This is a genomic window from Halorubrum ezzemoulense, assembly GCF_004126515.1.
GTDB lineage: Archaea > Halobacteriota > Halobacteria > Halobacteriales > Haloferacaceae > Halorubrum > Halorubrum ezzemoulense.
Genome location: NZ_CP034940.1, coordinates 869,016 through 893,139 on the forward strand (window position 1 = coordinate 869,016; position 24,124 = coordinate 893,139).

Consider the following 24,124-nt stretch of genomic DNA (forward strand, 5'->3'; position numbering starts at 1 on the left):
ACGCGGATCGATCCGGATCGATCGGGATGTACCCCAAACACTAAATGTATGAAAATATAATTCATCATTTGTTCTAGTCACATGAACGAGAAACGTAGAACGCTGCTCAAGGCGGTGGGGGGATCGACTGCGCTCGCGGCGCTCGCGGGCTGTATCAGCACCGGCGGCGACGGCGGGGACGGCTCCGACGGCGGGGACGGATCAGACGGCAGCGACGGCTCCGACGGCGGCACCACCGGCTCCGCGCGGCTGTGGGCCGACCTGGCCGACGCGGAGGACGAGGCGCTGACCGACTACATCGACCAGTACGAGTCGGATACGGGCAACACCATCAACAAGGAGGCGCCCGGCGGCGAGCTCGACCAGCAGCTCGAAACCGCGATCCCGGCCGGCGACGGTCCCGACTCGTGGATCTGGGCTCACGACTGGGTCGGCCGGTTCGCGGTCCGCGAGGACCCCCCGTTCCTCTACGACGCGAGCGACGACGTCGACGTCTCGCTCGACAGCTACACGCAGGCGGCGCGGGAGGCGGCGCAGTTCAACGACGGCCTCTACGGGCTCCCGTTCGCCTCCGAGACCGTCGCGCTGTTCTACAACGAGGACATGGTCGACGAGCCGCCGGAGACCATGGAGGAGATGGTCTCGATCATGGAGGAGTACCACGACCCGGAGAACGGGGAGTACGGCCTCTCGTACCCCGTGACGAACCCCTACTTCGTCAGCGGGTTCATCCAGGCGTACGGCGGGAACATCTTCGACGAGGGGAACCTCGAAGTCGGCGTCGACAGCGACGCGTGTAAGCGGGGCATGGACGCCCTCGAAACGCTGTCCGACTACGTGCCGGCCGACCCCGGCTACGAGTCGCAGATCGTCGCGTTCGCCGACGGACTCGCGCCGTTCGCGATCAACGGGCCGTGGGAGCTCGGCAACCTCAGCGGCGAGGTCGAGAACCTCGGCGTTACGACGCTGCCGACCGTCGACGGGAACCACCCGCGCTCGTACTCGGGCATCCAGCTGTTCTACTTCAGCTCGATGCTTGCCGACGCCGACCAGTCCACGGTCGACGCGGCGACCGGACTCGCCGAGTGGTACACCACGAACGAGGATATCATCCAGACCAACGCCGAAGAGCAGGGGTACATCCCCGTGCTGGCCGACGTCGTGGGCAACGACGACCTCTCCAGCGAGGTCCAGGCGTTCGCCCAGCAGGTCGACCACGGCGTCCCCATCCCGACGCACCCGGACATGGACAGCGTCTGGACGCCCGTGACGGAGGCGTTAGAGCGCGTCTTCAACGACGAGCAGGACAGCGACGCCGCGCTCGACCAGGCCGCCTCCGAGATCCGGGAGGCGCTGTAGGCACCCCTCGGAGCGATGGCCTCTTCGCAACCTGGAACCGGCGTGAGCGGGCTGGCGCGTCTCCGATCGGCGCTGCCGTTCTCCAGTCGCGACTGGGGGCTGCTCCTCGTCGCGCCCGGCGTGCTGCTCTTCTCGAGTTTCATGCTGTACCCGATCTTCTACCTCTTCTACATCTCGCTGACCGACGCGACGTTCGCGGGGTCCGTGATCGGCGGGGGCGCCGACCTGATCGGGCTGGCGAACTACGCCCAGCTGATCGGCGACTCGCAGTTCTGGACCTCGATGACGACGACGTGGCTGTTCGTCGCCGTCTCGCTCGTGATCAAGGTGTTCCTCGCCGTGGGGATCGCGCTGCTGCTCAACCACGTGCGCGTCGCCGGGAAGCGCTACATGCGCGCGGCGGTGATCGTCCCGCTGGGGTTCCCCGGCATCTTCACGATCACCGTCTGGCGCGGAATGTTCAGCGACGCGCGATACGGCGTGTTCAACACGATACTGGGGCGATACAACGAGCTCATGTCGTCGCTGTCGGCGCCACAGGCCCTGCTGTTCGACGTGCCGATCGGCTTCCTGAGCGGCCGCTGGGAGGCGTTCTTCGCGTACGTCACCACGGAGGTGTGGCTGGCGTACCCGTTCATGGTGATCATCATCGTGAGCGCCTTACAGGACGTGCCCCGGTCGCTCCACGAGGCCGCGATGGTCGACGGCGCGGGGGCGCTCCAGCGGTTCCGCACCGTGACGCTGCCCGCGATCAAGGGACCGGTGCTGTTCGCGTCGATCCTCACGGCCGCGACCTCGTTCCAGCAGTTCCTGATCCCGTGGGTGTTCAATCAGGGCGGGCCGTCGAGACAGAACGAGCTGATCATCGTGTACGGCTACCGCGAGGCGATCACGTTCAACCAGTTCGGCCTGTCGGCGGCCATCCTGATCGTCGGGATCGCGTTCGTCGGCATGTTCATGTACGTGGCCGTGCGCTACGGCGGCCTCGCCGAGGGGGTGGGTGACGAATGAGCCCCCTCGAGTCCGCGGTCGCGCTTGTCGGTTCCGCGGTCGCGCTGGTCCGCTCGAAGCTGGTCGCGTTCGCGACCGCACCGAAGCGGTTCTCCGTGATGATCCGGCGCGCGATCTACGACGTCCGCACGGGGAAGCGCAGCTCGTGGGACGTGACGAAGAGCGTCCTGATGACGTTGTTCGGGCTCGCGATGGTGCTCGTGCTGCTGTTCCCGCTGTTCTGGATCACGACCGCGTCGCTCGCGGAGGGCTCGCGGCTGTTCAACACGAGCGGCATCTTCCCGGACCCGTCGACGTACAACCTCGGCGCGTACCGGTGGGTGATCTTCGAGTCCGACTTCTTCTTCGTCGACGGCGACTGGGGGTACCCCCAGCTCGTCCTCGGCGGGAGCGGCGGGCTGGTCAGCTTCCGGTGGGCCGGGACCGACACCGGTCCGGGCGCGGTGTTCAACAGCCTCTACATCGTCAGCGTAACGCTCGCGGCCGGGTTCGGCATGATCGTCCCGGCGGCGTACGCGTTCTCGCGCCGACAGTTCGTGGGGCGCAAGCGCATCCTCTACGGCTACGTGCTGTTCACGCAGATCGGCGCCGGGCTGTCGATCGCGACGCTCGTGGCGCTGTACTCGCTGTTCAGCTCCTACGGGCTCACGAACAACCTGTTCATCCTCGGGTTGTTCTACGCGGCGTCCGCGATCCCGTTCAACACGTGGCTGCTGAAGACGTACATGGACAACATCCCCGTCTCCTACGAGGAGGCGGCGATGGTCGACGGCGCGAGCTTCTTGGAGACGATCCGGGAGGTGATCCTCCCGCTGACGAAGCCGGGACTCGCGGTCGTGCTCATCTTCGTCTGGCTCGCCGGGTGGAACGAGTTCATCATCGCGCAGACCCTGCTGCGCCCGGAGAACTACCCGCTCTCGGTCGAACTGTACAACATCGCGACCGAGGGCCGGTTCTCGACGCCGTGGACTCGGTTCGCGGCGTTCGCGAACCTGTTCGCGCTGCCGGTCGCGATCGTCTACTTCGCGGCGCAGCGCTCCGTCGAAGACGGCCTGTCGTTCGGCGGCATGGAAGGGTAGCCCGGCCTCCACGCGGACCGTTCTCGGTTCTCCCTTCGTTCTCGTCGTCTCCTCATTCTCGGCCGCCCCGTTGACCGACGGCGTCGCTCCGGGGCGAGTCGTCTGGTAACGGGGCCGGATTCACCCGGTCAAAGAACCAGATGTATCCGGTAACAGGCGGAGCCGCCCGGAACCGCTCTCGCTCAGTCGTCCGCCGTCGGCGCCGGCGGCGCGCCCGTGAGCCGGTCGCGGTCGTGGTCGGCCTCGAAGTCGAGGTCAGGGCCGCGCGCGATGATGCGCGTCGGGGTCACGTCGGGGTGGGTGGTGTAGTAGTGCTCCTTGATGTGGTCCATGTTCACCGTTTCGGCGACGCCCGGCGTCTGGTAGAGGTCGCGCAGGTACGGCCAGAGGTTGTCGTACTGGTGGATGAACTGCTGGTTACACATGAAGTGGGTGTGGTACACCTGATCGAAGCGGACCAACGTGGTGAACATACAGATGTCCGCCTCGGTGAGCGAATCGCCGACGAGGTAGCGCCGGTCCACGAGCCGGTCGTCGTAGCGGTCGAGCGCGCCGAACAGGTCGTCGATCGCGTCGTCGTAGGCCGCCTGCGAGGTGGCGAAGCCCGCGCGGTAGACGCCGTTGTTGATCGGCTCGTAGATGTCCGTGATCACCTCGTCGACCTCGGCGACGGTCGCGTCGTCGTCTTCGTCGGGGAGCAGCGAAACGTCGTTTCCGAGGTCCGCGAACGCGGTCGAGAGCATCCGGAGGATCTCCCGCGACTCGTTGTTGACGACGGTCTCCTCTTTGGTGTCCCACAGCACGGGCACGGTCACCCGACACGTGGCGTCCGGGTCGGCCGCGACGTACAGCTCGCGCAGGTAGTCGCTGTCGTGGAGACGGTCGGGCGTACAGCCGTCCTTCTCGGGGGTGAACTGCCAGCCGTCCTCGTCGCGGTACGGGTCGACGACCGAGACGCCGATCGCGTCTTCGAGCTCCAACAGCGACCGCGCGAGTAGCGTGCGGTGCGCCCACGGGCACGCGTACGACACGTACAGGTGATAGCGACCGGCCTCCGGCTGGAAGCGCTCGTCCGGCTCCGCGTCGACGTGGTCCGGCACGTCGCTGCCCGCGATCCAGTTCCGGAACGTCGTCTCGCCGCGCTGGAACGCGCCCTCCTCGTCGGTCGTCTCGTAGGTGTCTGTGCGCCACTCGCCGTTCACGAGCTGGTTCATACCACACGTGTGGGCTTCGACGCCTATAACGTGGCCGGGGACACGCGTGTCACCCGCTGTATGTGGTGTGTAGATTCATATCACGATCTTCCCATTCACGACCGAGAGGCGGTGGATCGACGGCGAACTCCTCCGAAGCCCCAGCCGCGAGGCGAACGCACGCCCGCTGCGCTCCTCGCTCGGTCGCTCACTTCGTTCGCTCTCTCGTTGCGGTGCTTACGTCGCCCGCGTTCGCCTCGCGACTGCCACTTCAAGTCCCACCTACCGCAACCGCACCGCAACCGCATCGCAGCCTCACCCCTCCCCAGCCTCGCGGTTCGCGCTCTCCGAGCCCTCACCGCTCCCTCGCGCGTGCCCCTCGCGGCCGCCGCTTCGCTCCGGCCGCTCGCAGGCACGCGCCGCCGCAGTCGATCTGTCCTCTCGCCGTCCCGGTGGCTTTTCCTCGTCGCTCGCGTGTCCTGACGCATGACCGACCCAGACGAGGCAGCGCCGACGGTCGCCGTCGTCGGCGGCGGCGCGGTCGGTGTCACGACCGCGCACGACCTCGCGGCGCGCGGCGCCGACGTGACCCTCTACGAGCGCGGGGAGCTCGCGGCCGAGAGCTCCGGGCGCGCGGCTGGCCTCCTCTACAACGCCTACGCCGAGGACGTCGACGCCGCGGTCGGCGCCCGGTCGATCGAGCGCTTCCGAGTACTCGACCGGTCGCTGCCCGGCTTCTCGTTTTCGCCCTGCCCGTACGTGATCGCGGTGCGCGAGGGCGACCCCGACGCCGACGCCGTTCCCGGGATGGTCGATCGCATGCGCGGCCACCGCCGCGACGTCTCGCTCGTCGACCCCGACGCGCTCGGCGAACGGTTCCCGCCGCTCCGCACCGACGACCTCGCCGTCGCGGCGGTCGCCGAGGGGGCCGGCTGGACCGACCCGTCGAGCTACGTCCGCGCGCTCGGCGACCGGGCCGGTCGCGAGGGGGTCGCGATCGAGACGAACACCGCCGTCGCGCTCGGGCCGCGGCCCGGCGCGAAACGACACATCCGAGTCGGTGACGACGGAGCCGACGGCGATTCGGCGGCCGAGACGCGCGCCTTCGATGCCGTCGTCGTCGCCGCCGGGGCACACGCTCGGTCGCTCCTCGCGGACGCGGGCGTCTCCGTCCCGGTCGTCCCCTACCGGGTCCAGGCGCTCGTGACCCAAACTGACTACGACGGGCCGATGGTCTACGACGCCACCGCGGACGCGTACCTCCGCCCGCACCCCGACGGCCTGCTCGCGGGCGACGGGACTGAGCCGGTCCCGGCCGACCCCGACGACTACCGCCGCGAGGCCGACGACTGGTTCCGCGAGGACCTCGCCGGCGCCCTCGACGAGCGCCTCGCCCGCGGGGACCGCCTCGACGGGGGCGAGGGACCCGACCGCGGCGAACGGGTCGACCGCGGGATCGACGACGCCCGGGCATGGGCCGGACTCTGTACCGCGACGCCGGACGGCGACCCGCTCGTCGGCCCGGTCGACTCGGAGGCGGGCGATCCGACGCTCTTCGTCGCCGCCGGCTGGCAGGGCCACGGGTTCATGCGCGCGCCGGCCGTCGGCGAAGTGGTGGCCGAGGGCGTGCTCGCGTCGCTCGCGGGCGCCGCCTTCGACGGGCCGGAATCGCCGTGGATCGGCGCGTTCGACCCGGCGCGGTTCGGTTCGGATCGGTTCGACGGCGACGAGGCGTTCGAGATCGTCGAGGGCATGTCGCTGTCGAACCGGACGGAGGAGGAATAGCAGCGGCCGCAGAGCCGAAGCCGGGGGTCAGTCGTCTTCTTCGACGACGTCGACGTCGCTCGATCCGCCGCGTTTGGGGATCTCGACGTGGAGCGTCCCGTTGCGCGTGAGCGTCGCGTTCGCGCCCTCGGGCGTCACGTTGGCGTCGCGGGGGAGGTCGACGCTGCCGGACAGCGAGACGCCGCGGCCCGGAAACACGAGGTCGTAGCCGTCGTAGAAGTCGCGGAAGCGTTCGAGCGAGACCTCGACGGTGCGGTCGAGGAAGGTGACGTCGACGTCCTCGCCGCGCACGCCGGGGGCGTCGAAGACCACGAGGTACGCGTCGTCGCTCTCGAGGAGGTCGTGCGAGAGCGGGCGGCGCTCCTGGACGCGACCCCAGCCGCGGCCGACGCGTTCGAGGGCGTTACGGAGCGCGGAGCGACCGCTTTCGACGAGTCCGTCCACCGCTCACACCTCGATTTCGACGAGGTCGCTCCCGCCGCAGTACGGACACGAGAGGTCCTCGACCGCGTGGTCGTCGGGCACGTCGTACGTGTAGTGGTTCTCGAACATGTCGAGCTCGCAGTCGTCGCTGACGCACTTGACCTCCATCGTCGATGGCATACGCGGACGTAGTATCGGCGGCGGCTTAAACGGCGTGGCGGCGGCGAGCCGGGGGTGCGAACCGCGCGATGCGGCGCTCAGACCCCCGCACCGCGCATCCGGTCCGGCACGACGGTTCGCTCGGCGACAGCGACGACTGCGATACCCAACGCCGTGCCGGCGAGGAAGCCGGGACCGTACGGGCGAAACGGGATTTCGAACGCAAGCGCGACTCCCAGCCCGACGGAGATCGCGAGGATCGCGGCGCCGAAGGCGACGTAGGTCAGCGTCTCGTAGCGATCCGGCGAGAGGCGGCCGCGGGCGAGCCACGCGATCGGGCCGACGGCGACTGCGGTCGCCGCGGCCCAGCCGGCGGCGAGTCCCCACGGTCTGGGATTGGTGCCGAGAAACTGCATCGCGGCGAGTGCGCAGAGCGCGGCGAACGAGACGTAGTTTCCGACTCGCTGCCAGCGAGCGGACCCGTCGGCGCGCGCTGGCGCGCCGTCGCCGGAGGTCGTCTCACCGTTCGGGGGCGTTTCGGAGGGCATGGTCGGGGTTTCCGCGCGTTCCGGCATAAGTAATCCGGCGCGGCTCGGGCGTTCCGCACGCTTTTCCCGTCTCGGTCGAGTACGGACGGTAACATGACCGATTCGCCCGCGTCGGCCCGGGGGTCGCTCCCGGCCGACCCGAACGACCTTTCCGTCACCATCGTCGACGGGTACGTCGACGAGCCGGCCCACTTCGGCGTCCCGCCGTACCTCTCGACGTACCCCCGATACACCGCCGGGGCGCTCGTCGACGCCGGCGTCCCCGAGTCGGCGATCACCTATCACACGATCGACGAGCTCCGCGAGGACCGGAGCAAGCACGCCGACGTCGCCGACGCCGACCTCATGATCTACGTCGGCGGGATGACGGTGCCCGGGAAGTACGTCGGCGGCACCCCCGCGGAGCCGGACGAGGTGCGAGAGCTCGGCTGGACCGCCGACGGCGTGACGCTGCTCGGCGGCCCGGTGCGCTTCGGCGTCGGCGAGGAGAACGCCGGCGCGCAGGAGACCCGACGCGACGACCTCGACTACGACTTCGTCGCGATGGGCGACGTGGAGGCCGCGGCCCACGACCTCGTCCGCGAGGGGCTGGAAGGGTACGGCAACCGGATGCGCACGAACGAGGAGGTCGACCGCTGGGCCCGGCAGGGGGCGTTCGTCGTCGAGCAGCACCCGAACCACCCCGACTACCTCATCTGCGAGATGGAAACCTCCCGCGGGTGCGCCTACCGCTGCTCGTTCTGTACGGAGCCGCTGTACGGCGACCCGGCGTTCCGTGCGGCGCGGTCGGTCGTCGACGAGGTCGACGCGCTCTCGGACCGCGGCGTGCGACACTTCCGGCTCGGACGGCAGGCCGACATCCTCGCGTTCGGCGGCGACGGCGAGGCGCCGAACCCCGACGCGCTCCGGGAGCTGTACGGCGGGATCCGCGAGGTCGCTCCCGACCTCCGGACGCTCCACCTCGACAACATGAACCCCGTGACGATCACGGACTACCCGGAGGCGTCCCGCGAGGCGATCCGCGTCATCGCCGAGCACAACACGCCCGGCGACACGGCCGCGTTCGGGCTCGAATCGGCTGACCCGGTCGTTCAGGAGGAGAACAACCTCCTCGTCACCGCCGAGGAGTGCTTGGAGGCCGTCCGCGTCGTCAACGAGGAGGGCGGCTGGCGCCCGGGCGACGCCCCCGAGACGACGCCCGGCGACCCGGCCCGCGTCACCGGTCCCTCAACCGGACCGGACGCCTCGCCGCGGCTGCCGAAGCTCCTCCCCGGGATCAACCTCGTCCACGGGCTGACCGGCGAGCGCCCGGAGACGTACGAGCACAACAAGCGCTTCCTCCAGACGGTGTACGACGAGGGGCTGATGCTCCGCCGGATCAACATCCGGCAGGTGATGGCGTTCGCGGGCACAGAGATGGCCGAGACGGGGGCCGAGGTCGCACAGGAGCACAAAGACCAGTTCCAGGCGTACAAGCGCGAGGTGCGCGAGACCATCGACAACCCGATGCTCGACCGCGTTGTGCCGCCGGGAACCGTCCTCCCGGACGTGTACCTGGAGTACCACCAGGACGGCAAGACGTTCGGGCGCCAGCTCGGCACGTACGCGCTCCTCGTCGCGGTGCCGGGCGAGCGCGAGCTCGGAACGAGCATCGACGTGGCGATCACGGACCACGGCTACCGCTCCGTCACCGGCGTCCCGTACCCGCTCGATGTCAACGTGGCCTCGATGGACGAGCTCACCGCGATCCCCGGGATCAACCGGAGCACGGCTGGTGACATCGTCGTCGGCCGCCACTACGACTCGGTCGAAGCGGTCGACGCCGGGGTCGCCGACCTCGGGGCGTACGCGGTCGCCGGCGACACCGACGTGCCGATCCCCGGTCGCGAGCGTCCCGGCTCCGGCCCCGGTCCGGCCGCGCGGTCGTCGCTCGGTCGCGGGGACTGAGCGATGTCGGTCGACGATCGCGAAGACCCCGACCGCCTCGAAGGTCCCGCGGTTACCCGGGTCGAAGTCCCCGTCGACACGCGCGCGCCGGGCGGGACCACGAACGCGTACCTGTTGGACGGCCTCCTCGCCGACCCCGCCGCCCGGACCGACGCGCTCGACGCGGCGCTCGCGGAGCGCGGATCGGTAGACGCGGACGCCCCGTCCGTCGAAGCGATCGCCGTCACCCACGCCCACCCGGACCACGTCGGCGCGGTCGCTGACTACGCCGCCCTGACGGACGCGACGGTCGTCGCCCGCGATGACCACGCGGACCGGTTCGCCGCGGCCGCCGGGGTCGAGCCGGACGAGACGGTCGCGCCGGGCGAGACGGTCGCCGACACCGCGGTCCGCGCGGTCGACACGCCGGGACACGCGCCGGACCACCTCGCGTTCGCGGCCGGCGGTCCGGGGACCGAGTCGGGGCGGTCGGTGCTGTGTTGCGGCGACCTCGCCGTCGCCGAGGGGAGCGTCGCGGTCGCCGCGCCCGAGGGCGACCTCGCTGCCTACCTCGCGAGCCTCGAACGCGTGCGCGACGCCGGCTACGACCGACTCCTCCCCGGACACGGCCCGCCGATAGACGACCCGCCGGCGGCCTGCGAGCGGCTGATAGATCACAGGCTGGACCGCGAGCGAGACGTGATCGCCGCGCTCGACGGCGGCGCGTCGGACCTCGACGCGGTCGTCGACGGCGCCTACGAGAAGGACCTCTCCGGCGTGCGGGACCTCGCGCTGGCGACGGTCGCCGCGCACGTCGAGAAGCTGGTCGCCGAGGGACGGGCCGACGAGGCGTGGCGCGCGCGGCTCGCGGACCGCGGGTTCGACTGACTCCGCGGCTCCCGCCGTCCACCGAACGCCCCTACGGCTCCGCCTCTAACTCCGCGACGACCTCGGAGAGCGGCGTCTCGGTCACGTCGACGAAGCGGCCGCCGGCGGCGACGATCCCGCCGTCAGTCTCCGGGTCGTCGCCGACGTGGACGAGGCCGGTGGTGGCCGTTCCGAGCGCCTCCGCCGCGGCCTCGAACGCGGAGGGGTGCGGCTTCCGCCAGCCGCAGCCGACGCTCGTCGTGACCGCGTCGAACTCGCCCCGGAGCCCGGCCCGGATCAGCGTCCGCGGGACGAGCTCGGGGACGGCGCAGTTCGAGAGCAGCCCCACCGGGCCCCGGTCGGCCGCGCCCCGGACCGCGTCGAGCGCGCCGTCGCGCCGGGTCACGTCCGGGTCGAACGCCGCGAGCACGGCGTGCCTGGCGACGTTCTGCTCCGCGTCGACGCCGCGGGAGTCCAGCGCCCGAGCGACGTGTGCGGGGAGAGGGACCTCCGCGCCGGCCGGCGCCTCGACGTGCTGCTCGCCGTACGCGACGTGCCAGTCGTCGGGGACCGTTACGCCGCGGGACTCCAGTTCGCGCGCGACCGTTTCCGCCGGGTCGGACGGGTACTCGACGTCGACGAGGGTCCCGAAGAGATCGAAGGTGACTGCCACGATACCACCGTTAGGGACAAACCCGGATTGAAGCTGTCGGTCGGGGGAACGCCTCTCGACGCCGACCGTTCGCGCCGCCGCCGTCAGAACAGCGAGCCGAAGTGGAGCGTGACGAGCCGGTAGAGCCCGGTCACCCACGCGCACAACCACAGGAGCATGAAGCCGGCGACGCCGGCGCGGAGCCGCTTCCGCCAGTGGCTCATGTCCTCGTGGAGCTCGTCGATGTCCACGCTGGGGTCCTCGTAGGCGTCGGCGTTCCGCTTCGCCTGGAAGATCCGCACGATCCCGGTGAGCGCGAACGCCAACAGGGCGTACGCCTGAACGCCGAAGAACGCGTGGAGGATCGCCATGCCGCTCACTTGGTCGAGGACGCGCGGGACCATCCACCCGGCTATCGGGACCGTCGTGAGCACTAGTCCGACGACGATGTACCGCAGGTGGCGCATCAGCACGTTCCACGACACGGTCTCTGCGTCGATCATGATCCAGGCGCCGTACAGGAGGAACGGGAGACTCGTCGTCACGGACATCCCGGCGAGGGCCGCGATGACCGACTCGTCGACCATACCGTCGATACGTGCTCCGGCGCGTAAAGCCCCCCGATCCGCGTCGGGCGCCCGCGGTCCCGCCCTCTCGCCGTCGGGGCGCGGACGAAAACAGTTAGCGTCAGGAGCACGTACCCCGGGGCGATGGAGGACACCTCGACGCGGTCGGAGCCGGAGTCGCCGCCGGAGGAGTCGGCCGACCCGCCCGACGACCCGGAAGCCCCCGACACGGAGCCCGCGGAAGACGGATCTCGGGCGACCGACGGGACTCCGGAAGCGGAGCCCGCGTCGACCGACGCCGACGGCGCTCCCGGAGACGAGGACGACATCGAGGCCCTCCGCGAGCGCGTCGAGTCCGAGTACGACTTCGACGACTTCGGCCCGTCGGACATGGCCCAGATGAGCGCCGAGGAGTGGGACGCCGCCTTCGACCCCGACACGTGGATCACGGGCGACCGGCTCCTCGACCGGGTCGACGCCGAGCTGAAGTCCCGGATCGCGACCCGCGACGTGTTCGGCGTCTTGGAGCGCGTCCGCGAGGACGGCGAGGAGCGCATCCTCGTCTACTCCGACGAGGGATACGCGATCATCCGCCCCACGGGCGAGGTACGCGGCGAGGGAACCGTGCTTCGGGACATCGAACCGGTCGTCGCCTTGGCGGCGATGGACTCGTACGAGGTGCCCGAGCCGCCGGAGGACTGGTCGCTCCCGCACCCCGACAGCGTTCCGGAGGGTTCGGGCGAGTTCGGCAACCTCGTGATACAGGCGGTCGCCGGGATTCAGGTGCTCGCCGGCGTGGCGCTCCTCGTCGCGACCGCCGCAACGGACCTCGACACGATCGTCGCGCCGGCGATGGGCATCGTGTTCCTGCTCGTCGGGGTGTTCCTGTTCGCGATGGTGGCGAACGCGCGGCTCTCGGACCGGTTCCGATCGGAGGAGTACCGCGACCGTCTGCGAGCGCTCCGCGAGGCGAAGGAGCGGCCCGAGTTCGTCCCGGTTGAGGACGGCGTCGTGACCGGCGAGGACGGCGCTACGACCGACCCCGACCGAGACGAGTAATCCGCCGATTTCGACGGTCTCAGGCCCTACAGACACCTCCGCGTCGGCGGTATCAGTCGGTGGGTTTAAGCGCACCCCGTCCTGAGTGAAACTGTATGAAAAGGCGGGACTTCGTGCGGACGGCCGGCGGCGCGACCGCCGCCGTCGCGGCCTCCGCCGGGGCGACCGGAACGGCGGCTGCACAGGAGGTACAGCCCGATTGGCCGAGCGGGGCGGCCAGCGGAAACGTGGGCTCGTACACCGACGCCCGCGGCCAGGACTCGGTGACCATCTCGGTCGGGGCCGGCAGCAACGGCCTCGCGTTCGACCCGACCCTCGTGTGGGTCGACGAGGGAACGACGATCACCTGGGAGTGGACGGGCAACGGCGGCGACCACAACGTCCAGGCGGTCGATGGCGGCGGCCCGGCCAGCTTCGACAGCGGTGACCCCGTCGGCGAGGAGGGGTACACCTACGAGTACGAGACGTCGAGCGAGGACGCCGGGATCACCCACTACCACTGCGTGCCCCACACCGCGGTCGGCATGCACGGCGGCATCGCCGTCGGCGAGGACGTCGCGACCGTCGAGGTCGGCGGCGGCGCGAACACCGGGTGGCCCGAGGACATCGCCAAGGTCGGCGTTCCGCTCCACGCCCACTGGGTCGGCATCTCCGCGATCCTCGGCATCGGGCTGACGTTCGTGTTCACGTTCTACATGCTCAAGTACGGCGAGTCCGCCCACACGGGTCACGGGGGTGCGAGATGAGCTCCGGCAACTCCTCGTACGGCGACATTCACCGGTACGAACCGGCCCGTGAGAGCACCGCGGCCGCGATCGCGATCGTCCTCCTCACCGTCATCGAGGTCGTGTTCGTCGCGCTTTTCACCTACGGGCTGATGTCCGCGTGGGCGTCGACGGAGGCCGGCAACATGTTCGTCGGGGCGCTTCTCGCCCTCATCTTTATTGATCTCGCGTTCATCCTACTCCTGTACCGGAAAGAGTTCCTTCCGGACGTGATGATCGTGAAGAAACGCCGTCGCAAGTGGGAGGACCTGTACGTCCGCGAGGAGGACAAGGACGGCAAAAGCATCGACACCGGCGGGCTGGCGGACACGCTGAAACGGGCTGTGTACCCGTACTACAAGAAGTGATTCGACAATGAGTCTGAAAAAACAAGACGACATGGACCACAACGCGTGGCTCAAGAGTCAGGATCTCACAGCCATCGAGACGGCGTTCCTGACCACGCTCATCTGGCTGGACAAGCGGCTTCGCATCGTCGACTACCTCGAACTGCTGGAGACGATGTACTACCGCGCGAACCTCCAGATGCCGAAGAGCCACACCGAGCAGTACGACCTCGACAACAAGTTCTGGTACTGGTACCCGCTGTACTCGCTCGGGTCCCTCTCTATCATCGCATACCTGCTCGCGGCGGTCTCCGGCGCGCTGCTCGGGTTCTATTACGCACCGTCGACCGCCGGTGCGGCGGCGCAGGGCGACCCGACGGCGGCGTACGACTCGATGGTGATGATCATGACGGACGTCCAGTTCGGGTTCATGCTCCGGGCGATCCACCGCTGGGCGGCGCAGTTCATGGTGGCGGCGGTGTTCCTCCACATGCTGCGCGTCTACTTCACCGGCGCGTACAAGGAGCCGCGCGAGGTCAACTGGATCCTCGGCGTCGTGCTCATCGCCCTGACGCTGCTGTTCGGCTTCTCCGGGTACGTCCTCCCGTGGAAGCAGCTGTCCTTCTGGGCGGCGCAGATCGGCGTCGAACTGGCGCTCGCGACCCCGATCGTGGGCGAGTGGGCGGCCCAGTTGCTGTTCGGCGGCTTCACCCTCGGACAGGCGACGCTCGTGAGAATGTACATCCTGCACGTGTTCGTGCTGCCGTTCGTGGTCACCGCGCTCATCGCGGTCCACGTGGGCATCGTCTGGGTGCAGGGCATCGCGGAACCGCACTAATCCAATGACCGACGACACCACTCCCATGACGGACGGAGGCACCGACGACGAGGCGCGGACCGACGGCGGCCCCCCGGCGACCGTCCCGCCGGACGACGAGACGCCGACCTGGTCGGAGCGCAAGGAGCGCAGCCAGGGGCTCGCACAGCTCACCTACCAGTACTTCGAGCGGTCCCGCCGCGAGGACGAGGACCTCCGCGCGGAGTCCACGTACGTCGAGCGCGACGTGCTCGGCTTCCCGACGTGGCCCCACGAGACGATCCGGAACCTCGCTATCACGTCGTTCTTCCTCGGGATCATGCTGCTCGTGGCGTCGATCCTTCCGGGGCACTTCGGGGACCCGGCGAACCCCGGATCGACGCCGGCGATCATCCTGCCCGACTGGTACCTCTACTGGTCGTTCGGACTGCTGAAACTCAGCCCGATCAACCCCGAACTCGCGGTGTTGGGCGGCAACATCGTCATGTCCAACGAGCTGTACGGGCTCGTGGCCCACGGCGCCATCTTCGGCGTCATCACGCTCGTCCCCTTCCTCAACAAGGGGAACGCGCGGCGTCCCGTCGAGGAGCCGGGCTGGGCGGCGCTCGGGATGACCGGCGTCGTGCTGGCGATCACGCTGGCGGTGCTCGCCATCCAGAACTTCTTCCCCGTCCCGCTCGAGCTGCTGTTCTCGCTCGTGTTCATGCTCCCCGTCGTCGCCGGCATCATCACCTACGCGGTGTTGAAGACGATGCGCGAGGGGTACATGTACGACCTCAACCGCCGGTACTTCATGCTCCGCCCGCCGAAGTAACCGGTCGAGCCCCGCCCGCTTCGCCCCCGTGACCGACGCGCGGTCGCGGTCCGGTCCAGCCGTTCAGACGCTCCGTATCACCCATGTCATCCTCAACAGACGGCGACTCCTCGCAGGCGTTCGACGAGACCGGCGATCCGATCGCGGCCGACGACGACGCCGAGCCCCGCACCGAGCCGACGGGCCCGCGGGAGGGCCCGAGCGGCCGAGAGATCGTCGTCCCGTTCCGGCTGTACAAGGCCGTCACCGTCTTCTCGACGCTCGCCGCGGTCGTCACCTACTTCGTCGGGTTCACCCTCATCGACGCCGCGACGCTCCAGATCAGCTTCGTCCGGACGACCATCGTCTATCTGCTCGACAACGCCGGACTCCTGCCCCCGGAAGACGTGCTGGTGGCGATACTGGCGATCACGGGCGTGGGATTCATTATCCTCGGAACCGCCGTGTACGTGCTCGGGACCCGGTTCCGCGGACAGGGGATGGGAAAGTCTCAAGACGACCCCAGCGAAACATGAGATAATGGCAGACGAGTTCATGAAGGGCTTCGCCCTGTTCGCGATCGGCGGTCTCGGCTGGATCACCTTCGGCGGCTGGTACCGGACGCCGTCGTACTACCAGGTGTCGCAGCTCGTGAACCCGGCGGAGGGCGTGAACACGGCGTACGGCGAGATCGGCGTGTTCGCGGGCGACATGTTCTTCTGGCTGATGGTGCTCGGTGCGGCGACGTTCTGGGTGCTCATCCCGGCCAGCCGCCAGCTCCGCGACGCTCTCAACGGCGGCGACGAAGACGCCGCCGCGAACTGAACGCGAAACGCTCGTCTCGTTTCTCCGCTCTTCCTCGCGCCGTTCACCGGCGACGCGACGGCGACCGCCGGCGAACCGAGGGATTTTCACCGCCGCTCGTCCCACCCACGGCCATGAGTGAGCCGACGCGCCCCTTCGCGGTTCTCGGCGAGGGCGACCCGGCGGCGGCGATCCGATCGGCGGCGACCGACGCGGGCGCCCCGCTCGTCGACCGCGCCGAGGCAGACGTGGTCGTCGCCGTCGGCGAGGCCGCGCTCCGCGAAGCGATGCGCGCGGCCGCGAGTACGGACACGCGCGGCCACCCGGTCCTCCCGGTCGGAACGGGCCGTCACGCGGTCGACCCGAGTCTCGTGACCGACCTCGTCGTCGACGGGCCGGCTCCCGAGTTCGACGCGTTCTCCCGCGTCGCTCATCCGGTCGTCGCGGTCGAACGGCCGGATAGTCGCCGCCGGTTCGCGGCCGCCGACGTCGCGTTCGTGACGGCGGCGCCGGCCCGGATATCCGAGTACGAGATCGCGTTCTCCGACGGCGAGTCGGCGTCGGTGCGCGCGGACGGCGCCGTGGTCGCGACGCCGCTCGGGAGTGAGGGGTATGCGGCGGCGGCCGGCGGGCCGCTGGTATCGCCCGGGGCGGGCCTCGCGGTCGTCCCCGTCTCGCCGTTCACGACCGCTCCCGACACGTGGGTCGCGAGCGGCCGCCTCGGGGTCACCGTCGAGCGCGAGGAGGAGTCGGTCGCGCTGGTCGTCGACGGGGACCGCTGGGGGACTGTCGAGCCACATCGCGCGGTCAGGATCGAGGCCGCGACGACGGTCGATCTCCTCGCTCCGACGGCGGAGCGGGGGTGATCCCTCCCCCGGTGGCGGCGACGGCTCGTTCCGATCGCAGCGACGGACGGCTCGTTCCGATCGCAGCGACGCCGCCCCTCCCCGCGGGCGCGCCGATCGGAAACACTCTAATACGTCGTGAACGGAAGTGGTGGGTATGGACCCACTGCAGTTCCTCGTTCCCCTCGGCTGGCTGTCGGCCGTCGGGCCGGCGCTGCCGTACGCGATCTTCGTGATGACAGTCGCGAACCTCGCCACGCGGCACCTCGCGCACAGGCGGCACGTCGAACAGGGACAGGAGGCGGACAGCGTGGAGGCGTACACGCCGCACGTGTTCACTAACGTCGGGCTCGTCCTCCTCTCGTTCGTCTACATCCTCGGTTCGCCGGTGAGAGGGACGATCCTCTCCGTGCTCGTCCTCGCGATGTTCGTCGCCGACTTCTTCGAGCTGGAGGCCCGCAACGTCGAGGCCCGGAACGACATGACGATCGAGGCGCCGAAGAGCTCGATCGCCGCCTCGCTCGTCGTGTTGGTGTGGTCGTCGTACTTCGCGCTGTTCTTCCTCGTCGAAGGGATCTGGAACCAGTTCGTCGTCGCCTGACGAACCGCGGACCGCCGCTTTCTCGCTCGCCTCGCGTCAGAACGGCCAGTCGCCGGTGAGCTTCATCCCCGTCGCCTTCCCCTCGGCTTCGAGCGCCGCCGCGATCTCGTCGGTGTCGCGGCGGGGAACCGACGCGTCCGCCTCGGCGAGCTCGACGACCAGCTCGGTCAGGAGGATCGCCTGCTCGCGGAGGTTTCGCGACTCCAGCTTATCCAGCGTGTCGGCGTGGGTGTGGCCCCAGCCGCGGCCGCGCCCCTCGGTCTCGCCCGAGACCATGTACCCGGGGATCCCCCGCTTCACGAACGGCCAGTGGTCGCTGTGGGGGACCAGCTCGCTCCCCGTCGCGATCGGGTGGTCGAAGCGGTCGCTCACACGGTCGGCGGCCGCCGCCAGCGCGTCGAAGTCGTGGTGGTCGAGCCGCAGCGTCCGACCGAACACGTTGCTGTCGACGTTGACGACCGCGCGGACCGCCTCCCTGTCGGCCGCCTCGGCGGCCACGGACGAGCCGACGAGCCCGACCTCCTCGGCGCCGAACGCGGCGAACCGGACCCGCACGTCGAGCTCGCCCTCGCGCGCAGCGAGCGCCCGCGCGACCTCGACGATCGTCGCCGTCCCCGCCCCGTTGTCCATCGCGCCCTCCGCGATGTCGTGGGCGTCGACGTGCGAGGAGACGAGCAGGTGTTCGTCGGTGTCGGGGCCGAGTTCGGCGACCGCGTTGCCGCTCGTCGCCGTCGGCGTCTCGCAGTCGACCGCGACGGTCAGGTCGTCGCCCTCGCGTCGCCGCGCCAGCCGGGCGCCGGCCTCTTTCGAGACGCCGACCGCCGGGATCGCCCCCACGGGCGCCTCCGCGGTCCCGACACTCCCGGTCGGCGGGAGGGTCCCCTCGACGTGGTTGGCGAAGACGAAGGCGGCGGCGCCGGCGTCGACCGCGCGGTAGTACTTCTCCCGGCGATGGATGAATCGGTCGACGGCGTCGGGGGTGTCCGACGACACCATCACGACCTTCCCCTCGAGGTCGGCCTCGAAGTCCGCTGGAACGCCGTGACCGAGGTCGACGAACTCCCCGGTCACCTCGGCGCTCGGGCTGCGCGGTAGCGCGATACAGGCGTTCGGGCCGACGGCGACCGGCTCGTCCGTCGCGGCCTCGCGGACCGCGCTGTCGCCGCGCTCCCAGCCCTGTATCTCGAACTCCTCGACCGCGGCGTTCCGCGCGCCGGCCGCGGCGAACGCGTCGCGGGTCAGCTCAAGCGCCTCGCGCTCGCCCGCCGAGCCGGCCATGCGGTCGCCAACGTCGACGAGGTCGAGGAGGTGGTTCCAGCCCGCGTCGCTCGTGAACGTCTCGCCGATCCAGTCGGTCATGGGTGTGGGTGTCGCGGCCGCCGGTCAAGCGTTTCGGTGGCGGCGGGGGCGGCCGGGATCCCCCGGCGAGACGCCGGGGCCGAGGGGGAGGAGTTAGACCGGGACGGCCGGCAGGAGGACCGTCGCGGCCTCGGCGGCCGCGAACGTCGAGTCGTACAGGTGGTTCAAGAGGAGGTAGGTGACGACCCCGAGCGCGAGCGAGAGGATCCACGCGCTCGCGGCGATCCGACCGACGCGCCGGTGTGGCGTCTCCGTCCGGAGCTCCTGTTCGGTGTGGGTGAGCCCGAGGACGATCGCGTAGAGGACGACGGGGACCGAGACCACGGAGAGAATGATGTGGATCGCGAGCATGATCAGGTACGCGGGGTACACCCAGTCCCACAGCGGGACCCACGCGTACGACGAGTCGAGGACGAACTCCTTGGTGCCGCCCCCGGCGACCTTCGGGAGGTACATCCCGAGGAACAGGAGGATGAGGACGAACGACGTCGTCATCGCCGCCGCGTGCTTTTTCACCTCGTCGTTCCGGATCCAGTACCAGCCGAGCGAGAGGGAGATCACGGTGACCGTGTTGACGGCCGCGATGGCGTGCGCGAGCAGATTGACCGTTTCCTGCGTGAGCGTCGGGAACAGCGCTTGGAACTCCGGAACGAGGAACACGCCCCCCACGGCGCCGTAGCCGACGACGGTGAGGAGGACGGTTATCGCGGTGGCCCGCTCTTTGGCCCGGTCGCGAACGCTGGCGGTGGACATATCAGGTGTACTCCCGGGAGCGTTATTGGCCTTTCGAGGTCGGAATCGAGAGCCGGAGATCGGGGACGACGCGGGGCTGTTCCGCGGGAGTGACGCGGGGCCGTTCTTCGGGGGCGACGCGGGGCCGTCCGGCGGCGTCGCTCGCCGCGCGCCGAACCGGGATCACTCCTCGATGACGCCGGTCGCGGTCGCGACCCCTATCGCCGCCTCCTCGTTGATCCCGCCTTGGAGGATGGTGTAGCGGTCGCGGATCTCGTGGGCGCTCGTGAGCGCGGCGATGAGCTCCGCGTCGTCGATCCCCAGCTCGCCCGCGGTCGTCGGGGCGTCGAGCTCGGCGAGCGCGTCGCGGATCGCCGCCCACCGCCCGTTCTCGCCGCTGTGGAGGAACTCCGTCATGATCGACGCCACGCCGACCTGGTGGCCGTGGAGCGCCTTCCCCGGCGCGATGCGGTCGAGCTGGTGGGAGATGAGGTGTTCCGCGCCCGAGGCGGGCCGCGAGGAGCCGGCGATCGACATCGCGACCCCGGAGGAGACGAGCGCCTTCACCACGACCCACGCCGACTCCTCTAGGCCCGGCCGGATCATGTCGGCGTTCTCGACGAGCAGCTCCGCGGTCATCTCCGAGAGCGCGCCCGCGTACTCGCTGTACTCGACGTTCCGCAGGCGGCGGGCGAGCCGCCAGTCCTTCACCGCGGTGTAGTTGGAGATGATGTCCGCACAACCCGCGGTGGTGAGCCGCCACGGGGCGTCCGCGAGCAGCGTCGTGTCCGCCACGACGGCGAGCGGCGGGTCGGCGGCGACCGAGTGACGCGTGTCGCCCTCTGGGATCGACGAGCGCCCCGAGACGATACCGTCGTGGGAGGCGACCGTCGGGACGGAGACGAAGCCGACGTCGAGGTGGTCGGCTGCCATCTTCGCGATGTCGATCGGCTTGCCGCCGCCGAGCGCGATGAGGTAGCCCGGGTCGACCGCCTCCGCGGTCTCCTTCAGGTCCTCGACGGCCGCGAAGGAGGCGTTCTCCACGACCGCGGTCGCGGGGTCGTCGAACTGGGCTCTGACGCGGTCGCCGGCGATCTCGTTCGGCGTCGGGCTCGTCACGATCAGCGGCCGCCCGGTGAGATAGAGTTCGCCGACCGCCTCCCCGAGGTCGTCGAGGACGTCGTGTCCCACGAGGACGTTCCGCGGGAGCTTGATCCACGTCGTCTTCTCGAACATACGGGACGGTCGCGCCGACGGGTCAAAGCCGTTGTCCATGTACGGCGGGCGCGACCGCCGCGGAGCGGCCGACGGGCGACGGCCGCCCCGGTTACGCCCCAAGCGCGGCCAGCGTCGTCGCCGCGTCGTAGAGGAAGTAGACGCCGAAGCCGGCGAGCACGAACGCCGACGCGACGGCGACGATCGGGGCGAACGCCTCGATCCTGCGCTCCGCGGCGACGAGTCCCGTGGGGAAGCCGAGGACCCAGACCAGCACGCCGAGGAAGAACCCGCCGATGAGCGCGGGCGAGCCGGTGGCGACCACGAGCGTCCCGGCGAGGTCGGCTCCGACCACCGGGAGCCGGGACAACACGTCGAGTTCGCCCGGCTGAAGCAGGCCGACGCCGATCGTCAGCCAGAACAGCACCTGGTACGGGTTCGTCAGGGCGAGCACCAGCGCCTTGCGGAACCCCTTCCCCTCGGCCGCGATCGGCTCCTCGCCGGAGGTCGGACGGAACGACGCCCGCGCGCCTTGGGCCGCGCCGACGGCGAAGTACAGCATAAGGACGCCGCCGACCGCGACCATGACGCCCTGTAACAGCGGGAACGACTCCACGACCGCGACGACGCCGACGTACGCGAGGACGAAGAAGATCGCGTCGGCGGTCGCCGCGCCGAGGCCGGCCCGGAAGCCGGCGAAGCGACCGCGGAGGACGGCCTCCTCGGCGATCACCGCGTTCATCGGACCGGGCGGCGCCGCGAGCGCCAGCCCGAAGACGACGCCCGCGCCGAGCGTGACGAGGGTACTCACACCGCTCGCAACGACCGGTCTCGTGAAAAACCCCGCGACAGCGACGCGGTCGGTAGTGGCCGCTTCCGGGCGCTGCGACCGAGATACGGACATCGGACGCCAGATCCGCACACGGCGGGCGGGGCCGGAAGCTACACGTCTTGGAGCTCCGCGTCCCGGAGCGCCTCGTTGAGGTCCTCGCGGACGCGCTCGCCGGTCTCGCGGTCCATCGCCGTGGTGACGATCCGGTTCTCCTGGACGCTGGAGCCGTCCCGCAGGAGTAGCCGGACGTTGCCGTTGGTCCCCGCGCGCGTCGCCTTCGCGCGGAGGCCGGTCCGCGACCCCGTCCCGCCGGCGTCGATGGGACCGGGAACGATCTTCTTCACGTGCGGGTGTTCCGCGACGGTCTGGACGGCCTTCCGCCCCTTGCGGTCGCCGATGAGCGTCGAGTGCGACCCGCCGATCTTCTCGCGCGGCGGGGTCTCGACCACCGCCAGCGACCGGTCGCCGCGACGGTCGAGCACCCACTCTACGAGGGGGCTCACGTCCGGCTTCCCGCCGTCGTCTGCGGGGTCGCTCGACGTTGTCCCGTCTCGGTCGCTCCCGCCGGCGCCGCCGTCGGGCACCCGGTAGAACTCGTGGTGGAGCTGCGCGCGCGTCTCGCGGAGCGGCTCGCGCTCGCCGGCGGCGTAGACGGTCTCCGGTCGCTTGCGTCGGATCTCGTCGGCGACGCGCCCCGCGAAGTTCCGCAGTTGGACCTCCGTCAGGCGCTCGGTGTCCTCCGGGCGCGTGGTGATCGTCGTCTCGCCGACGACGGCGTCCTCGTCCAACATCGTCAGGTGCGCGCGGTCGGCGTCGAACTCGGCGACGACCGCGTCGGCGTTGGCGGTGTTACAGGTCAAACAGTAGTCCCCCGGCTTCTCTAACGGGGTCCCACACCGCCGACAGTTCATACCGACAACACGGCCGTGGAAGATAAAAGCGCGTCCGTTCGCCGCCGGTCTCGGGACCCGTTCGCCGCCGTACACCGTCGCGCCCACCGCTGATCCGGAGCGACAGCTTATAATCCTCCCCGGCCTCGGTACCGGACATGGACGGAGACCGACGCCGCGACGCCGAGACCGGCTCCGACGCGAGCGTCGGCGACGGGGAGTCCGGCGAAGAACTCGCCGGCACGCTGGGATCCGTCGAGGACAGACTCACGCAGCTGATCCGCGACGGCCGGCTCAACGCCCTCGTCGCGTGGGCGATGATCGCCGTCCTGGGCGGGGTCCTCGTCGAGAGCGCGCTCGACTACGACCTGCTGTCGGCGGCGATCGCGGTCGGACTCGGCGGCGTCTTGCTCGCGCCCACGGTCGCGGCTCGCGACTGGCGGACGATGCTCCCGGCCGAGCTGGTGGGCCTCGCGCTGCTCCCGGTCCTCGTGGGCGCGCTCCTCGGCGGCGAGTTAGGGACGTTCGCGGCGTACGTCGCCATCGCGGCGCTGGCGCTCGTGATCGCCGTCGACCTCCACATGTTCACGTCGCTGCGGCTCACCCACTGGTTCGCGGTCGCCTTCGTCGTGATGACGACGCTGGCGACGGCGGCGGTGTGGACGGTGCTGCGCTGGAACCTCGACCAGCGCGTCGGCACCGCGTACCTGACGACGAACGACGCGCTGATGACCGAGTACATGTACGTCACGCTGGCCGGGATCGCGGCCGGACTCCTCTTCGACGGCTACTTCCGCCGCCGGGGACGCCTCCTCCGTCGCGTCATCCGCCGGGTGGTGCGGCGATGACGCTGCTCCCTCGGCTGTCGCTCGCGTCGCAGCGTCGACTCACGGGCGCGATGCAGGTCCTGCTCGTCGGCATCGTCGCGTACGGCTTCCTCGCGGGCGAGCAGAAGGCAGTAAGCAACGGGGTCATTGCGCTCCTCGTCACGCTGGTCCCCGCGGCGCTCGAGCGCCGGTACGACCTCCCGCTCGACCCGTGGCTCGCCCTGTGGATCACGACGGCCGTGTTCCTCCACACGGTCGGCTCGGCCGGGTTCTACGCCCGCGTCGAGTGGTGGGACCACATGACGCACGCGCTGTCGGCCTCCCTGGTCGCCGCAGTCGGCTACACGACGCTCCGGGCGGTCGACCTCCACAGCGACGGGATCCGGATCCCGTCGCGGTTCGCGTTCGTCTTCATCGTCCTCATCGTCCTCGCGTTCGGCGTGCTCTGGGAGCTGTTCGAGTTCGGCTTAGACATCGTCGCGACCGAGACCGGCATCGACATGCCGCTCGCGCAGCACGGGCTCGACGACACCGTGCTCGATCTCATGTACAACACCGCGGGCGCGGTGCTGGTCGGGCTGTTCGGACAGGCGCACCTCGCGGGCGTCGCGGAGCTGGTCCGGGACCGGATCTTCGGGAGCGCGACCGAGTAGCGCCGGACGCGAGCCGTA

General features: G+C 70.0%; 28 protein-coding genes. 17 read left to right on the plus strand and 11 right to left on the minus strand.

Features of this window, described 5'->3' with window-relative positions; genetic code table 11:
* The first annotated feature begins 81 nt into the window (after window positions 1-81).
* Genes EO776_RS04315 through EO776_RS04325 form a run of 3 tightly spaced genes read left to right on the plus strand, consistent with a single transcriptional unit; the run spans window position 82 to window position 3,449 of the window.
* A complete protein-coding gene (locus EO776_RS04315) occupies window positions 82-1,359 on the plus strand; it encodes an extracellular solute-binding protein (protein ID WP_176450630.1) in 1,278 nt (425 codons plus the stop codon).
* Window positions 1,360-1,374: 15 nt separating this feature from the next.
* Window positions 1,375-2,370: a carbohydrate ABC transporter permease gene (locus tag EO776_RS04320; protein WP_086215843.1), complete on the plus strand. Its 996-nt coding sequence runs from the start codon at window positions 1,375-1,377 to the stop codon at window positions 2,368-2,370.
* Window positions 2,367-3,449, plus strand: a complete 1,083-nt coding sequence (locus EO776_RS04325; protein WP_049931310.1) for a sugar ABC transporter permease — start codon at window positions 2,367-2,369, stop codon at window positions 3,447-3,449. Before EO776_RS04320 ends, EO776_RS04325 begins: the two co-directional genes overlap by 4 nt.
* A 182-nt stretch (window positions 3,450-3,631) precedes the next feature.
* Here the strand turns inward: EO776_RS04325 and EO776_RS04330 are convergent, their stop codons facing one another.
* Complete coding sequence (locus EO776_RS04330) at window positions 3,632-4,663, minus strand: glutathione S-transferase family protein (protein ID WP_094520024.1); 1,032 nt, start codon at window positions 4,661-4,663, stop codon at window positions 3,632-3,634.
* Window positions 4,664-5,128: 465 nt separating this feature from the next.
* Here EO776_RS04330 and EO776_RS04335 point away from each other — a divergent pair, with 465 nt between their 5' ends.
* Window positions 5,129-6,427 carry an NAD(P)/FAD-dependent oxidoreductase gene (locus tag EO776_RS04335; RefSeq protein WP_099288902.1) on the plus strand — a complete coding sequence of 433 codons (1,299 nt, stop codon included), beginning with the start codon at window positions 5,129-5,131 and terminating at the stop codon, window positions 6,425-6,427.
* Window positions 6,428-6,454: 27 nt separating this feature from the next.
* Here EO776_RS04335 and EO776_RS04340 read toward each other — a convergent pair whose 3' ends face one another.
* The 3 genes from EO776_RS04340 to EO776_RS04345 all read right to left on the minus strand — a co-directional run bounded on the left by EO776_RS04340 (window position 6,455) and on the right by EO776_RS04345 (window position 7,557).
* Window positions 6,455-6,871, minus strand: a complete 417-nt coding sequence (locus EO776_RS04340; protein ID WP_086215845.1) for an Hsp20/alpha crystallin family protein — start codon at window positions 6,869-6,871, stop codon at window positions 6,455-6,457.
* A 3-nt stretch (window positions 6,872-6,874) separates the two neighbouring features.
* Window positions 6,875-7,030, minus strand: coding sequence for a DUF7559 family protein (locus tag EO776_RS18880; protein WP_017342671.1), 156 nt, complete (start codon window positions 7,028-7,030; stop codon window positions 6,875-6,877).
* Between the two features lie 77 nt (window positions 7,031-7,107).
* A complete protein-coding gene (locus tag EO776_RS04345) occupies window positions 7,108-7,557 on the minus strand; it encodes a hypothetical protein (protein ID WP_094520023.1) in 450 nt (149 codons plus the stop codon).
* Between the two features lie 93 nt (window positions 7,558-7,650).
* Between EO776_RS04345 and EO776_RS04350 the strand changes: the two genes are divergently transcribed.
* Together EO776_RS04350 and EO776_RS04355 are read left to right on the plus strand one after the other, a co-directional pair.
* Window positions 7,651-9,504 carry a radical SAM protein gene (locus tag EO776_RS04350; RefSeq protein WP_086215847.1) on the plus strand — a complete coding sequence of 618 codons (1,854 nt, stop codon included), beginning with the start codon at window positions 7,651-7,653 and terminating at the stop codon, window positions 9,502-9,504.
* A 3-nt stretch (window positions 9,505-9,507) separates the two neighbouring features.
* Window positions 9,508-10,371: an MBL fold metallo-hydrolase gene (locus EO776_RS04355; protein WP_049931302.1), complete on the plus strand. Its 864-nt coding sequence runs from the start codon at window positions 9,508-9,510 to the stop codon at window positions 10,369-10,371.
* A 31-nt stretch (window positions 10,372-10,402) separates the two neighbouring features.
* Here the strand turns inward: EO776_RS04355 and EO776_RS04360 are convergent, their stop codons facing one another.
* A complete protein-coding gene (locus EO776_RS04360) occupies window positions 10,403-11,023 on the minus strand; it encodes an HAD family hydrolase (RefSeq protein WP_094520022.1) in 621 nt (206 codons plus the stop codon).
* A gap of 83 nt (window positions 11,024-11,106) precedes the next feature.
* Window positions 11,107-11,589, minus strand: a complete 483-nt coding sequence (locus EO776_RS04365) for a DUF7321 family protein (protein WP_049931299.1) — start codon at window positions 11,587-11,589, stop codon at window positions 11,107-11,109.
* A 123-nt stretch (window positions 11,590-11,712) separates the two neighbouring features.
* Here EO776_RS04365 and EO776_RS04370 point away from each other — a divergent pair, with 123 nt between their 5' ends.
* From EO776_RS04370 to EO776_RS04410, 9 genes are all read left to right on the plus strand, one after another.
* Window positions 11,713-12,627, plus strand: a complete 915-nt coding sequence (locus tag EO776_RS04370) for a DUF7319 domain-containing protein (RefSeq protein WP_049931298.1) — start codon at window positions 11,713-11,715, stop codon at window positions 12,625-12,627.
* Between the two features lie 95 nt (window positions 12,628-12,722).
* Window positions 12,723-13,373 carry a halocyanin domain-containing protein gene (locus EO776_RS04375; RefSeq protein WP_049931297.1) on the plus strand — a complete coding sequence of 217 codons (651 nt, stop codon included), beginning with the start codon at window positions 12,723-12,725 and terminating at the stop codon, window positions 13,371-13,373.
* Window positions 13,370-13,759: a DUF7318 family protein gene (locus EO776_RS04380; RefSeq protein WP_049931296.1), complete on the plus strand. Its 390-nt coding sequence runs from the start codon at window positions 13,370-13,372 to the stop codon at window positions 13,757-13,759. The genes EO776_RS04375 and EO776_RS04380 overlap by 4 nt, the downstream gene beginning before the upstream one ends.
* A 7-nt stretch (window positions 13,760-13,766) precedes the next feature.
* On the plus strand, window positions 13,767-14,576 hold the full coding sequence (locus EO776_RS04385) for a cytochrome b (protein ID WP_049931295.1): 810 nt from the start codon (window positions 13,767-13,769) through the stop codon (window positions 14,574-14,576).
* Window positions 14,577-14,580: 4 nt separating this feature from the next.
* The gene (locus EO776_RS04390; protein ID WP_049931294.1) at window positions 14,581-15,369 is read left to right on the plus strand and encodes a cytochrome b family protein; all 789 of its coding nucleotides are present in this window, start codon (window positions 14,581-14,583) and stop codon (window positions 15,367-15,369) included.
* Window positions 15,370-15,452: 83 nt separating this feature from the next.
* Window positions 15,453-15,884 carry a DUF7315 family membrane protein gene (locus EO776_RS04395; protein WP_049931292.1) on the plus strand — a complete coding sequence of 144 codons (432 nt, stop codon included), beginning with the start codon at window positions 15,453-15,455 and terminating at the stop codon, window positions 15,882-15,884.
* A gap of 4 nt (window positions 15,885-15,888) precedes the next feature.
* Window positions 15,889-16,173, plus strand: coding sequence for a DUF7314 family protein (locus tag EO776_RS04400; protein WP_049931291.1), 285 nt, complete (start codon window positions 15,889-15,891; stop codon window positions 16,171-16,173).
* Window positions 16,174-16,286: 113 nt separating this feature from the next.
* Window positions 16,287-17,018, plus strand: coding sequence for an NAD(+)/NADH kinase (locus tag EO776_RS04405; RefSeq protein WP_094520021.1), 732 nt, complete (start codon window positions 16,287-16,289; stop codon window positions 17,016-17,018).
* Window positions 17,019-17,154: 136 nt separating this feature from the next.
* The gene (locus EO776_RS04410) at window positions 17,155-17,598 is read left to right on the plus strand and encodes a DUF7313 family protein (RefSeq protein ID WP_049931289.1); all 444 of its coding nucleotides are present in this window, start codon (window positions 17,155-17,157) and stop codon (window positions 17,596-17,598) included.
* A 36-nt stretch (window positions 17,599-17,634) separates the two neighbouring features.
* Here EO776_RS04410 and EO776_RS04415 read toward each other — a convergent pair whose 3' ends face one another.
* The 5 genes from EO776_RS04415 to EO776_RS04435 form a co-directional block, all read right to left on the minus strand.
* On the minus strand, window positions 17,635-18,957 hold the full coding sequence (locus EO776_RS04415; protein ID WP_086215853.1) for a M28 family peptidase: 1,323 nt from the start codon (window positions 18,955-18,957) through the stop codon (window positions 17,635-17,637).
* Window positions 18,958-19,050: 93 nt separating this feature from the next.
* Window positions 19,051-19,710: a DUF420 domain-containing protein gene (locus tag EO776_RS04420; RefSeq protein WP_049931287.1), complete on the minus strand. Its 660-nt coding sequence runs from the start codon at window positions 19,708-19,710 to the stop codon at window positions 19,051-19,053.
* A gap of 162 nt (window positions 19,711-19,872) precedes the next feature.
* Entirely contained in the window at window positions 19,873-20,925 is a 1,053-nt protein-coding gene (locus EO776_RS04425; RefSeq protein ID WP_049931286.1) for an NAD(P)-dependent glycerol-1-phosphate dehydrogenase, read from the minus strand.
* Window positions 20,926-21,016: 91 nt separating this feature from the next.
* The gene (locus EO776_RS04430; protein ID WP_049931285.1) at window positions 21,017-21,715 is read right to left on the minus strand and encodes a LysE family translocator; all 699 of its coding nucleotides are present in this window, start codon (window positions 21,713-21,715) and stop codon (window positions 21,017-21,019) included.
* A 131-nt stretch (window positions 21,716-21,846) separates the two neighbouring features.
* On the minus strand, window positions 21,847-22,647 hold the full coding sequence (locus EO776_RS04435) for a DUF2103 domain-containing protein (protein WP_089307916.1): 801 nt from the start codon (window positions 22,645-22,647) through the stop codon (window positions 21,847-21,849).
* 137 nt (window positions 22,648-22,784) lie between these two features.
* Between EO776_RS04435 and EO776_RS04440 the strand changes: the two genes are divergently transcribed.
* Both EO776_RS04440 and EO776_RS04445 read left to right on the plus strand, forming a co-directional pair.
* On the plus strand, window positions 22,785-23,474 hold the full coding sequence (locus EO776_RS04440; protein ID WP_086219713.1) for a hypothetical protein: 690 nt from the start codon (window positions 22,785-22,787) through the stop codon (window positions 23,472-23,474).
* Window positions 23,471-24,106 carry a hypothetical protein gene (locus EO776_RS04445; protein ID WP_086215855.1) on the plus strand — a complete coding sequence of 212 codons (636 nt, stop codon included), beginning with the start codon at window positions 23,471-23,473 and terminating at the stop codon, window positions 24,104-24,106. The genes EO776_RS04440 and EO776_RS04445 overlap by 4 nt, the downstream gene beginning before the upstream one ends.
* The last annotated feature ends 18 nt before the right edge of the window (window positions 24,107-24,124 follow it).

Excerpts from the sequence above, each read along its gene's own strand:
- EO776_RS04315 (WP_176450630.1), top strand. The coding sequence starts at position 82 with ATGAACGAGAAACGTAGAACGCTGCTCAAGGCGGTGGGGGGATCGACT.
- EO776_RS04320 (WP_086215843.1), top strand. The coding sequence starts at position 1,375 with ATGGCCTCTTCGCAACCTGGAACCGGCGTGAGCGGGCTGGCGCGTCTC.
- EO776_RS04325 (WP_049931310.1), top strand. The coding sequence starts at position 2,367 with ATGAGCCCCCTCGAGTCCGCGGTCGCGCTTGTCGGTTCCGCGGTCGCG.
- EO776_RS04330 (WP_094520024.1), bottom strand. The coding sequence starts at position 4,663 with ATGAACCAGCTCGTGAACGGCGAGTGGCGCACAGACACCTACGAGACG.
- EO776_RS04335 (WP_099288902.1), top strand. The coding sequence starts at position 5,129 with ATGACCGACCCAGACGAGGCAGCGCCGACGGTCGCCGTCGTCGGCGGC.
- EO776_RS18880 (WP_017342671.1), bottom strand. The coding sequence starts at position 7,030 with ATGCCATCGACGATGGAGGTCAAGTGCGTCAGCGACGACTGCGAGCTC.
- EO776_RS04345 (WP_094520023.1), bottom strand. The coding sequence starts at position 7,557 with ATGCCCTCCGAAACGCCCCCGAACGGTGAGACGACCTCCGGCGACGGC.
- EO776_RS04350 (WP_086215847.1), top strand. The coding sequence starts at position 7,651 with ATGACCGATTCGCCCGCGTCGGCCCGGGGGTCGCTCCCGGCCGACCCG.
- EO776_RS04355 (WP_049931302.1), top strand. The coding sequence starts at position 9,508 with ATGTCGGTCGACGATCGCGAAGACCCCGACCGCCTCGAAGGTCCCGCG.
- EO776_RS04365 (WP_049931299.1), bottom strand. The coding sequence starts at position 11,589 with ATGGTCGACGAGTCGGTCATCGCGGCCCTCGCCGGGATGTCCGTGACG.
- EO776_RS04370 (WP_049931298.1), top strand. The coding sequence starts at position 11,713 with ATGGAGGACACCTCGACGCGGTCGGAGCCGGAGTCGCCGCCGGAGGAG.
- EO776_RS04375 (WP_049931297.1), top strand. The coding sequence starts at position 12,723 with ATGAAAAGGCGGGACTTCGTGCGGACGGCCGGCGGCGCGACCGCCGCC.
- EO776_RS04380 (WP_049931296.1), top strand. The coding sequence starts at position 13,370 with ATGAGCTCCGGCAACTCCTCGTACGGCGACATTCACCGGTACGAACCG.
- EO776_RS04385 (WP_049931295.1), top strand. The coding sequence starts at position 13,767 with ATGAGTCTGAAAAAACAAGACGACATGGACCACAACGCGTGGCTCAAG.
- EO776_RS04390 (WP_049931294.1), top strand. The coding sequence starts at position 14,581 with ATGACCGACGACACCACTCCCATGACGGACGGAGGCACCGACGACGAG.
- EO776_RS04395 (WP_049931292.1), top strand. The coding sequence starts at position 15,453 with ATGTCATCCTCAACAGACGGCGACTCCTCGCAGGCGTTCGACGAGACC.
- EO776_RS04400 (WP_049931291.1), top strand. The coding sequence starts at position 15,889 with ATGGCAGACGAGTTCATGAAGGGCTTCGCCCTGTTCGCGATCGGCGGT.
- EO776_RS04405 (WP_094520021.1), top strand. The coding sequence starts at position 16,287 with ATGAGTGAGCCGACGCGCCCCTTCGCGGTTCTCGGCGAGGGCGACCCG.
- EO776_RS04410 (WP_049931289.1), top strand. The coding sequence starts at position 17,155 with ATGGACCCACTGCAGTTCCTCGTTCCCCTCGGCTGGCTGTCGGCCGTC.
- EO776_RS04415 (WP_086215853.1), bottom strand. The coding sequence starts at position 18,957 with ATGACCGACTGGATCGGCGAGACGTTCACGAGCGACGCGGGCTGGAAC.
- EO776_RS04420 (WP_049931287.1), bottom strand. The coding sequence starts at position 19,710 with ATGTCCACCGCCAGCGTTCGCGACCGGGCCAAAGAGCGGGCCACCGCG.
- EO776_RS04425 (WP_049931286.1), bottom strand. The coding sequence starts at position 20,925 with ATGTTCGAGAAGACGACGTGGATCAAGCTCCCGCGGAACGTCCTCGTG.
- EO776_RS04435 (WP_089307916.1), bottom strand. The coding sequence starts at position 22,647 with ATGAACTGTCGGCGGTGTGGGACCCCGTTAGAGAAGCCGGGGGACTAC.
- EO776_RS04440 (WP_086219713.1), top strand. The coding sequence starts at position 22,785 with ATGGACGGAGACCGACGCCGCGACGCCGAGACCGGCTCCGACGCGAGC.
- EO776_RS04445 (WP_086215855.1), top strand. The coding sequence starts at position 23,471 with ATGACGCTGCTCCCTCGGCTGTCGCTCGCGTCGCAGCGTCGACTCACG.